General features: G+C 41.6%; 8 protein-coding genes and 1 pseudogene. 4 read left to right on the forward strand and 5 right to left on the reverse strand.

Annotation, left to right across the window (positions count from 1 at the left end; translation table 11 throughout):
* Positions 1 to 222 precede the first annotated feature (222 nt).
* Positions 223 to 1,647: a Ni/Fe hydrogenase subunit alpha gene (locus IM322_RS12080; protein WP_286826340.1), complete on the forward strand. Its 1,425-nt coding sequence runs from the start codon at positions 223 to 225 to the stop codon at positions 1,645 to 1,647.
* Positions 1,648 to 1,733: 86 nt separating this feature from the next.
* Here IM322_RS12080 and IM322_RS12085 read toward each other — a convergent pair whose 3' ends face one another.
* The 4 genes from IM322_RS12085 to IM322_RS12100 all read right to left on the reverse strand — a co-directional run bounded on the left by IM322_RS12085 (position 1,734) and on the right by IM322_RS12100 (position 6,322).
* Complete coding sequence (locus IM322_RS12085) at positions 1,734 to 2,306, reverse strand: Uma2 family endonuclease (RefSeq protein ID WP_287674828.1); 573 nt, start codon at positions 2,304 to 2,306, stop codon at positions 1,734 to 1,736.
* Positions 2,307 to 2,586: 280 nt separating this feature from the next.
* Complete coding sequence (locus tag IM322_RS12090) at positions 2,587 to 3,762, reverse strand: CfrBI family restriction endonuclease (protein WP_110545989.1); 1,176 nt, start codon at positions 3,760 to 3,762, stop codon at positions 2,587 to 2,589.
* On the reverse strand, positions 3,746 to 4,966 hold the full coding sequence (locus IM322_RS12095) for a DNA-methyltransferase (protein ID WP_287674830.1): 1,221 nt from the start codon (positions 4,964 to 4,966) through the stop codon (positions 3,746 to 3,748). The genes IM322_RS12090 and IM322_RS12095 overlap by 17 nt, the downstream gene beginning before the upstream one ends.
* 84 nt (positions 4,967 to 5,050) lie before the next feature.
* On the reverse strand, positions 5,051 to 6,322 hold the full coding sequence (locus tag IM322_RS12100; RefSeq protein WP_287674832.1) for a dihydroorotase: 1,272 nt from the start codon (positions 6,320 to 6,322) through the stop codon (positions 5,051 to 5,053).
* Positions 6,323 to 6,497: 175 nt separating this feature from the next.
* Here IM322_RS12100 and IM322_RS12105 point away from each other — a divergent pair, with 175 nt between their 5' ends.
* Together IM322_RS12105 and IM322_RS12110 are read left to right on the forward strand one after the other, a co-directional pair.
* Complete coding sequence (locus tag IM322_RS12105) at positions 6,498 to 7,766, forward strand: DNA methyltransferase (RefSeq protein WP_287674834.1); 1,269 nt, start codon at positions 6,498 to 6,500, stop codon at positions 7,764 to 7,766.
* A gap of 220 nt (positions 7,767 to 7,986) precedes the next feature.
* On the forward strand, positions 7,987 to 8,115 hold the full coding sequence (locus IM322_RS12110; protein WP_287674835.1) for a hypothetical protein: 129 nt from the start codon (positions 7,987 to 7,989) through the stop codon (positions 8,113 to 8,115).
* A 159-nt stretch (positions 8,116 to 8,274) separates the two neighbouring features.
* Here IM322_RS12110 and IM322_RS12115 read toward each other — a convergent pair whose 3' ends face one another.
* On the reverse strand, positions 8,275 to 9,327 hold the full coding sequence (locus IM322_RS12115) for a 6-bladed beta-propeller (protein WP_287713220.1): 1,053 nt from the start codon (positions 9,325 to 9,327) through the stop codon (positions 8,275 to 8,277).
* A gap of 235 nt (positions 9,328 to 9,562) precedes the next feature.
* On the opposite strand from IM322_RS12115, the pseudogene IM322_RS12120 reads away from it, so the two are divergent.
* Positions 9,563 to 9,701: pseudogene (locus IM322_RS12120) on the forward strand (Rpn family recombination-promoting nuclease/putative transposase); the annotation flags it as partial.

Here is a 9,701-nt window from a genome sequence, read left to right on the forward strand (position 1 = left end):
TAAAGCAGCTCTAAAGAGTTTTGAGTTAAAAGTTAAACTTCAAGTTTTCATTCAGGACGAATGTACTGATTAACTAATTTTTTGGGGAAAATTAGTTAACCCATCATTATAACATATAATTAATTTGCAAGAGTTCTATTTGGTAAATGCGCTAGTATTTAACGGTAAAGCCGTCGTGAAACGACGGGGTTTCAGACCCAAAATTTTCGATGAGGACTTACTATGACTAAAACCGTCGTTATCGATCCCGTCACCCGGATCGAAGGCCATGCCAAGATCTCGATTTTCCTTGACGATGCGGGGGAAGTGGATGACGTGCGTTTTCATGTGGTCGAGTATCGCGGTTTCGAGAAATTCTGCGAGGGACGGCCGATGTGGGAGATGGCGGGAATTACTGCCCGAATTTGCGGCATTTGCCCCGTTAGTCACCTACTTTGTGCCGCCAAAACTGGCGATAAAATTCTAGCGGTGCAAATCCCCCCCGCGGGTGAAAAACTGCGGCGCTTGATGAATTTGGGACAGTTAACCCAATCCCATGCTTTAAGCTTTTTCCATCTTAGCAGTCCCGATTTTCTGCTTGGTTGGGAAAGTGATCCCGCTAAACGGAATGTTTTCGGTTTAATTGCGGCCGATCCCGACCTAGCGCGAGCGGGCATCCGTTTACGTCAATTTGGACAGAAAGTTATTGAACTTTTGGGGGCGAAAAAAATTCACCCCGCTTGGTCTGTCCCGGGAGGTGTGCGTTCTCCCCTGAGCGAAGAAGGGCGACAATGGATTAAAGAACGACTGCCGGAGTCTAAAGCGACTCTTTACACGGCCTTAAACCTGTTTAAAGGACTTCTAGACAATTTAACCACAGAAATCGCCGCTTTTGGTAATTTCCCTTCCCTGTTTATGGGATTGGTCGGTAAACGGGATGAGTGGGAACACTACGGCGGTCATATTCGTTTTACTGATAGTCAAGGCAATATCGTGGCCGATAACCTCAGCGAAGACAATTATCGCGATTATATCGGCGAATCAGTGGAAAAATGGTCTTATTTGAAGTTTCCCTACTATAAACCCCTCGGTTATCCCAACGGTATCTATCGAGTAGGTCCGTTGGCGCGCTTAAATGTTTGTTCCCATTTTGGCACGGATGGGGCGGATATCGAGTTACGGGAATATCGCCATCGGGTCGGTGGTGTAGCAACCTCTTCTTTTTACTATCATTATGCTCGTTTAGTGGAGATTTTGGGCTGTTTAGAGCGTATCGAACTTTTAATCGACGATCCCGATATAGTTTCTCAACGCTGTCGTGCCGAAGCAGGAATTAATAATCTGCAAGGGGTGGGAGTTAGTGAAGCGCCCCGGGGTACTTTATTCCATGATTATAAAGTGGATGAAAATGGTTTGATTGAAACGGTGAATTTGATTATTGCCACGGGTAATAATAATTTGGCCATGAATCAAACAGTGAAACAAATCGCCCAACATTATATCCATGGTGGCGAAATTCCCGAAGCGATGTTAAACCGGGTGGAAGCGGGTATTCGTTGCTATGATCCCTGTTTAAGCTGTTCCACTCACGCTATGGGACAAATGCCGCTACAGCTAGAGTTAGTTAATGCCGCCGGTGAGGTGATTAATACTCGACAAAGGGGTTAATTGTCTAAGTTGTTGGGGGGTTAGGAAATAGGGGAAATTTCTCCTATAATACCTGACCCCATTTTACTATTTTTACGGCCAAGATTCTAGCTAAGAATTTCTAGGTTTTGATAAAGAATTTCTATCGGACAAGAAAAGTTAATACAGTTAATAGTGATTAAATCTCCCGCTTGATAAATATGGGGAATCCAGAGGTTATTAGATTGACGTTGATATTGTTCAATTAAGACTTGTTTTTGCTCGATCAGCAGATATTCCTGTAATTCGGGAATAGTTTGATAATCGGCAAATTTATCGCCTCTATCAAAGGCTGCCGTAGAGTCGGATAAAACTTCGATAATCACTCGTGGATGCAGAATAAAATCCTCCTCGGAAACTCGATCCCGTTCGTCACAAGTAATGGCAAAATCGGGATAATAGAAGATATTTAAGCTAGGGAGACGCACTTTCATATCGGTAGCGTAGGCAAGACAACCACTACCCCGTAAATGATTAATTAATTGGGCTGAAAGATTACCTGTGATGATAACATGGGCTTTACTGGCCCCGGCCATCGCCAAGATTTGCCCTTGCATATATTCATGTTTAATGGGACTAATTTTCTCTATTTCCAGATAGTCTTTTGGAGTAAAATAAGCGTGACTTTTACTGGCTGTCATGGTGTTTACCTCGCTCATTGACCGATCGAATAAAAATAAAAATAAAGCGTAATTATAACGTCAAAAAAACATATTAGCATCAGTTCAGTATCAGCCAAAAACTCAATTATACTACAGTCAAAAAACCTAATTATTTCGTGTAAGTTATAGCAAAATCTCCTTGTGCGGAAATGAAGTTATCTGTCTCTTGTCAGTTTAGGAAATTTCTACAAAATTATGTCGTTTCAGACAAGGAGAAATCAAGGTTTTTTCCCAGTTTAATAAAAGAGAGATAAATATCCTAGCCATCTAAAGTATCATCATCTTTATCGCTTAGTTCATTTTCTTGAAAACCATCAACATTTTCTTCTAACGTATCACCAAAATTCAAAAAACTCAAAAGAGGAGCAGAACTAATTTTCTGAGAAAGATAATCATATAAAGATTCTTCATCAATATCAAGAATCTCTGCTCTGTAATCCAATCTTGATTCTAAACTTCTAGCCAGTTCTTGCGGCCAGAATTGCATACTCATTTGTATAATTTCACTTCCAGCCCTCTTAGCAGCTTCCACTGTCTTTTTTGACTTAGCAGGCAGTCGATCAATAATAATAAAAGTCCGAGATGTAGTTTCTCCATATAGCTCAACATTAGCAAAGCGAGATAGTTTATCTTTTGTGATCTCTGAATTTCCTCTACCAATGAAACCTATATCGAAGCGAGCTAGTTTACCAGCCCGTAATCTTAAAGTTCCATCGCATTCACGAAGATTGGAATTGTCAGATAGCCAAAATACTCTTTCAATAATTGGACTTGATGGATTCTCAATATACTGAAAACCAAGAATATGTAAAACCGAGCCGAGTACGAGTCTCTCAAAAAGCTTCCCATATGTGGATTTATCAGAACCTCTGATAGTGAGAGTTGCGCAGCCAATAGCAGTTGTTAGCCTTATTATATCTCGCCATTCTAGATTCCTGTAAACTTTCCCACTTTCATCCTCAATCAGTCCTAAAAACATACGAATTGATCCAAAATCCTCTTCACATTTTTGCGATGCCTCTTCCAATGCAGCTTCAAAATCTTGAATATATTTTTCTTGTGCCGCTGGATTATCTCGCAATACATTTTGAACACCTTTGCCTGTCAAACCAATTAACCAATTAGCAGGCCAGATCAATTCTTTATCAGAACGACGGGAAGATTTAAGTTGAGATAATGCCATATCAGACAGTTGGTCAGTAAAATTCTCCACCCCTTGCCAACCTTTTGCAAATAAGGCAACCATTGCACCAGAGGCGATCGCCACTCGTCTACTTGTTAACTGCTCAGTTTGAGTGCGTATGTTCTCCCCACATAGAATATCTAGGGTTAGCTGTCTTACAGTTTCCACACCCAATTTTTCAATAAAATCCCTACCGCTACCACTTAGGATTAATTTGCCCTTTTCAGGAAATAGATCATCTATTGTTGTCATCGATAGCCTCCCATTGAATCTCAATTTGTTCTGGTGGTAGTTTAGACGGCTTGCAGTTTAGCCATAGAATAGACGAAAACTTAATATTTTTCCATCTAGGAATTGTTTGTTGCATCAGTTCAATATAATTAAAATTACTCTCGAATAAAACAAAACGTCTATCTAAAGAAGCGGCCGCTAGTCCCACGGTTCCTGAACCAGCAAAGGGATCTAAAACCACATCACCTTTAAAAGAGTAATAGGTAATCACTTTTTCTGCCAATTCTACGGGAAAAGCGGCGGGATGTTTTGAGTTAGTGACTGGGTTAATTTTCCAGACATTAGTGCGTTCATAACCATCGGCAATTTTTGAGGCTTTTACTACTTCTTGATCTGGATGATTACGAATATGCCAATCGATGAGTAAATCCGTGTGTTTACGATAGACTAAAACGTATTCAGTCACCGGCACAGTTTTGTATTGGAGAGGATTGCGATCGGCGGCAAATCTGCGCCCTCTACCAGTTGCCCACCCTGCTCCCTCTGGTTTTAGCCAAATAATATCATCAATAAAATCGTAACCTTCCTCAACAAAAATTCGATGCAAATCAAAGGGGACAGCAATACGTTTAGAAGCTTGATTACGGGAAGCACGACGCAACAGCACGGGAGAAATATTAATGACAAAAAAACGTCCTTCACTCAAAACTCGATGGCATTTTCTGATTACCTGTCGCAGCTTCAATAGATAGGTTTCGTATTCTTCAAATTCCGAATATTCCGGACGAGCATTAAAATAGGGTGGTGAGGTAAAGATTAAATCAACACTTTCTGCGGGCATTTCCTCCAAAAGTTCGCTACAATCACCAAATCCGATGGTATTTCTCAGAGAGGAAAGCTTATATTCTTTTTTGGGTTTCTTGCGGGTTTCTAATTTAGATTCATCCTGTTTTAACAGACGAGCGATAATAATTTCAGTCCGAGTTGTTTTATCTAATAAAATTTCGGTGGTGTAGGCATCGATCACCACTTCCCCAACGGTTTTTTTCTGTTCATTACATAAAGGAATTCGCCAAATATGATATCTGTCATCCACTTCTGGTAAACCTAATTTAATCGCATTAACTAAATTTATTTCCCGCAACCAATTAAGGACAATTTCTTTAGCTTCTGCCACCGTGCGAAGCAGATAACCGCGCTTTTCTGATACCAGTTCTTTTTCCATGTCATTACTCTAGTTCTCTCTAGAATTCTAGCTGATCATTATCCAAAAAACGAGGAGAGTCTCAAGATAGAAATTGGCCACCCTTTAAAAATTCCACATTTCTAACACTTTTCCCGTAATTGTTTGATTTAACCAGAAAGTATTATGACTGAGGGAGTGAAGATTATTTGCCGTTACTTTCCAGCTTGCTTGGGGATGAAAAAGAATTGCTTCTGCGCGATTACCGGGGTTGAGAGATGCCGGTTTTTGTTGTAAACAATGACAGGGATTGAGACTAAGCGCTTGCCATAATTGTAAAGCTGATAATTGCCCGGTTATTACTAATTTTTCCCAGAGTAGCGGTAAAGCTAATTCTAACCCGATTGCGCCGGGGGGTGCTTCTGCAAAAGAAACGGTTTTTTCTTCGTAGGTATAGGGACGATGATCGATCGCGATTGCATCGATAATTCCCTCCTTAATTGCCGCAATTAACGCCTTGCGATCGCTTTCGTTGCCCAAGGGTGGAGCGAGGTGTAAACTGGGATGATAGCTGGCGATCGATCCTGTATTTAAGAGGAGATGCAACCACGTCACACTAGCGGTTATCGGCAATCCCCGCATTTTTGCCTCGCGAATTAATTCCACTCCTCGACGGGTAGAAATTCGCATTAGGTGAACAGGTGTATTAATTTCGCCGACGATTTCTAAAATTGTGGCTAAAGCAGTGGTTTCGGAAATAGCAGGATCTCCGGGTAAACCGAAGCGAATCGAGGTTTCTCCCTCACGCATGACTCCATTACCCTTTAATTGCTGATTTACGGGGGAAAGGGCGATATTTTTACCGAAGGGTTTTAGGTATTCCAATAAGTGCCGCAACAGTCCCAAGTCTTCTAGACCGCGATTATCGGTAAAACCCACCGCTACAGGCATTAAATCGGCTAATTCCGTCATTTTTTGCCCTTGTCTTCCTAGGGTGAGACTTGCCCAAAAATGCAGACGAGTCGATTTTGAGTCAAAAAACCCTTGACTTTTTTGCTGTAATGTGCTAATAAGTGCGGGGTGATCGAGAGGGGGGAGAGTATTGGGGAGAATTGCCAACCGGGTGCAGCCTCCGGCCGTGGCCGCTTTGATCAGAGATGCAAGGGTTTCTCTGTCCTCGTGGCCGGGTTCCCCAGAATGACTGTAGAGATCGACTAATCCGGGAGCAAAAATACAGTTTTGACCAGAAATATAGTTACTATTTTCTCTTGGGGGAAGCTGAGATTCGATCGCTTTAATTACCCCCTCCTCAATCCAGACATCGGCAATGCGATCGGTTTGTGTCAGGGGGTCAAGGACTCTAACCTGTTCTATGATCGTCGAGGATTGGCTATTCACGCAGACTAATTAAAACGTCATTTTTTCCTCTGGCAGTATATCACGTTAAGTAAAAAGTAAAAAAGTTGAGTTCTCGGTTAGGTTAAGGGACGATAAGTTAGAATATTGATCGACTACGGTTTTAATCTTTATTTTAATTGGCTGGCCTACCCTAGGAAGAATTGATAGCCGAATCATGCAGTTAGAACTTTTCGATTTTAATAATTTAGAAGAATTTAATCGGGGAACCCCACGATTAGTTTCTTTTCGAGATTTAGTACCAGAAATCACCAGCACCAGTTATCTAACCCATGGCATCTATTATTATCCTGCCAAATTTATTCCCCAAGTGGTGAGATTTTGCCTTGATAGCTACACTAAAAAGGATGATTGGATTATCGATCCTTTTGCCGGTTCGGGTACGGTGGGTTTAGAGGCTAAACTTTGTCAAAGAAATGCGGTTTTAACTGACCTGAATTATCTTTTAAACCATATTATACCGATTAAGATCACAGAACACCAAGAACCATTGAGTTACTCAGAGTTAGATAAAAAAATCTTAGAAGTTTTTGCCAACGAAGATAAATTTATCCCTCAGTGGTCAAATTTAAATTATTGGTATCCAGAGGAAATTTTAGCAGTTTTACAGAAACTTTGGGCAGGTCAAAAAAATCTAGAACCTGATTTGTATTCCCAGATCATTCAAGCGGTTTTAGTGAAAGTTAGTAAGCAGTTTTCCTATGCAGAACATACCAAACCTAAATTATTTCAATCTAAATACAAAAAATCAGATATACAGGAACTATTACAAAGAGATTGGCAAGAGGAATTAAAACGAACGATTAAAGAGATGAGTTTTGAAACTTTAACCAGCGTCAATCAATATATTGCCATAACTTGGCATAATTGTAATCAGGTGCTTTTTTATGGAGGAGTAGATAGTGCCACTTTTGAGATCGATCAAAATCTAGAGTTAGATTGTTTAATTAGTTCACCCCCCTATCTGCAAGCACAGGAATATATCAGAACAGCAAAACTAGATTTATATTGGTTAGGATATACAGAAAAAGAAGTGCAAAAAATCTCTAAGCTAGAAATTCCCTACCGAGAGGCTACCAGATTAATCGAAACCGAAACCTTAAATCAAGTGAGATTGAGTTTAGAGAAAGAGAATTTACATAAAATTCTTGATTCCTACTTTTGTCACACTATCAATGCTTTAGAAAATGCCACCAGAAAATTAAAACAAGCTGGGAAAGCTTGCATTTTTGTCGGTAATCCGAAAGTGGATGGAGTGGAAGTAGAAACTTGGCGAATATTACAGGAATATTTTCAGGAAAATGGCTTTATTTTTAATACCGTCTTTGAGGATAGAATTAAAACTAGACAATTATTCAAATCTCGCAAGAATAAAAATCCTGACGGGATGAAATCCGAATATTTACTGATTTTAGAGAAAAGGTAACTTTCTATTGCTTATGTAGCCCAAACATCCCCTATTTCATCAATGTTTGACCTGTCTGGAATCCTTACCTAATTTTCAGGCAACTATTGAATATAAACCCTATATATAAAATTCTTGGCTGATGGAAAGTTAATTATTCAGACCGATTATACTACCGTTAATTATGTTTGTGAAATTAAAACAGGATTAAATCATAATCTAAAATAAGTAGCAGAAAAAAATGATTAGTTCTCAAGAAAAACAAGCTTTATCTGATCTCTTTACTATTATTAGCACCTGCGATTTACCGATGGTTTTAGTTGGTGGCGGTGCAGGGAAAATCACGTTAGGTCTGTTTGGTACTTTATAGTTATTTTAAAAGGCTTTCCTATCCCAGAAATCGCCCGATTTACTGATTTATCCGGCGCAACTATCGAGGAATTACAAAGACAGCAGGACAATTAAAGCTTTTAATCGCAAAGGGTGGGGAATTAGGAAAATTTTAACTCATCTCCCCACTCCACACCGATTAACCACGTTTAGCGAGGCGACGCACCACTAAACCGCCCCCTAGTATGCCTAATCCGATAATACTAGAAGGTTCGTGCGTTCTGAATACCTGTACGCGATTGTTGACCGTATCGGCTACATAGATATTACCACCGCTACCGACAGCGATACCTTGGGGCATACTGAACTCACCGTTCCCCATACCTTGGCTACCGAAAGCGAACTGGAAGACACCACTGGGGTTGAATACCTGTACGCGATCGTTGAACGTATCGGCCACATAGATATTACCGCTGCCATCGACAGCGATACTGAAGGGGGCTTCGAACTGACCGTCCCCCGAACCTTGGCTACCGAAAGCGGACTGGAAGACACCACTGGGGTTGAATACCTGTACGCGATTGTTGAACGTATCGGCTACATAGATATTACCACTGCTATCGAAGGCGATAGCTTGGAGTCCATCGAACTCACCGTCCCCCGAACCTTGGCTACCGAAAGCGGACTGGAAGACACCACTGGGGTTGAATACCTGTACGCGATTGTTGCCCGTATCGGCTACATAGATATTACCACTGCTACCGACCGCGATACCGTAGGGGCCTTGGAACTGACCGTCCCCCGAACCTTGGCTACCGAAAGCGGACTGGAAGACACCACTGGGGTTGAATACCTGTACGCGCTCGTTGTCCGTATCGGCTACATAGATATTACCACCGCTACCGACGACGATACCGTAGGGGGTCGAGAACTGACCGTCCCCCGAACCATGGCTACCGAAAGTGGACTGGAAGACACCACTGGGGTTGAATACCTGTACGCGATCGTTGAACGTATCGGCTACATAGATATTACCCCCGCTATCGACAGCGATAGCGGAGGGGAAATTGAACTGACCGTCCCCCGAACCTTGGCTACCGAAAGCGAAGGAAAAACTGGCCGCAGTGGCACTGGGGGCGATACTAATACATCCGATCGCAGTGGCCGTGACTAGGGAAAAGGATTTCAGCAGAGCCTTTGATAAGCTACGCTTCTCCCGCCCCCCATGATTGATAACTTTAGATAGGGACATAAAACTTCAGAAAATCTGCTCCTAATATACCCCTTCCTCTAGCAATTGTCAAGAAATTCCTCGGAAGACGTGACAAATTTGCCAATATCTATACAATTAGTCCATGGTTAGAATTGAATTTTGCCGATAATGTATTCCGCGCTACGATTCTCTTCGGCAATAGTTACGGCGAATACAGGATGTCAACACTGGCGACCGAGGGTATCCTAGGAGAAACGGAAAGTAATCCCTGACGATGTTTGATAATATTTGTAAATTTATCGCCGAAAACTTCTCCGATGATCTAGCCACTTGGTTATTGGGTTCTCCCCTCTCCTTAACCGTCCTCGACCCGACGGAATTACAATTAGACCCCATTCGCGCCGATTCTCTGA

The sequence above is a fragment of the Microcystis sp. M109S1 genome (assembly GCF_020247025.1).
GTDB lineage: Bacteria > Cyanobacteriota > Cyanobacteriia > Cyanobacteriales > Microcystaceae > Microcystis.